General features: G+C 39.2%; 1 protein-coding gene. It reads left to right on the plus strand.

What is annotated here, in order from left to right; translation table 11 throughout:
* Positions 1 to 595 (plus strand): LysR substrate-binding domain-containing protein (locus IQR33_RS09405; RefSeq protein ID WP_193843662.1); only part of this gene is annotated, 595 nt, incomplete at its 5' end.
* Positions 596 to 973 lie beyond the last annotated feature (378 nt).

Below are 973 nucleotides of genomic sequence, written 5' to 3' on the forward strand. Positions count from 1 at the left end.
TATACCAACAATTGCTCCGTTTTTACTGTGTGATTTGGTACAAGAGGTGAACTACCGTTTTCCACAACTGAATCTTTTATTAAGAGAAGACACGACGACAAACTTACTTCAAGCGCTCAGACATGGTGAGCTGGATGTGCTTATTTTAGCGTTACCAGTCGAAATTGATGGGATGGAAAGCCGAGTAGTGGGTAAGGATCCGTTTCGAATGGTTATAAGCGCTAATCAAGCCCAATCGGTCCCTGTGCCGATTCGTTACGCGGATTTACCTGACGAATCCGTCTTTCTACTAGAGAAAGAACATTGCTTAACGGAACATGCGGTATCAGCGTGTAAATTAACAGACAAAGAAAAAATCAATCCGTTTACGGCAACCAGCCTCCATACACTGGTGCAAATGGTTGCGAATGGTTTGGGAACAACGTTCATTCCTCAAATGGCTATCGACCATGGCTTGCTGCATAACCAGAATTTAGTCGTGATCGATCCTCCTGGTAAACAAGCTTATCGCGAAATCGGCTTAGTTTGGCGTCCGAGCTCGTCAAGAACGAAAACATTTAATCAACTTGCAGAAGTCGTTTCAGAGCTGCTTTAGCTATTAGTATTAGCCCTTACTTCTCCATTATTTATCTAAAAGCGCACTGGAAACAGTGCGCTTTCTAGTATTTTATTCTGTTGGTAAACTTTGACTTGTAAAATTTTACAGCTCTTCTTTGATGAAGCTTTCATAAAATAGTGAAATTTCACAATGTTAATTTTACACAAAGCCCTGCATACCTTGTTTGACCCCTGTTTAAATCCATCTCTTCAGCCCTTGTGAATACAAGGTGTTTGTTTACCTGTCAATATTCATACGCTTGTTTGAAATGATAAAGCGACTTTAAATTTAATGTAATTTTATTACGTAATAACTTACAAAATAAGGCGCTTGATAGATGGTTTTTACCTTGCGGAATAAAACTTTGAATTTTCT

It is taken from the genome of Vibrio sp. OPT46 (assembly GCF_015163535.1).
Taxonomy (GTDB): Bacteria; Pseudomonadota; Gammaproteobacteria; order Enterobacterales; family Vibrionaceae; genus Vibrio; species Vibrio alginolyticus.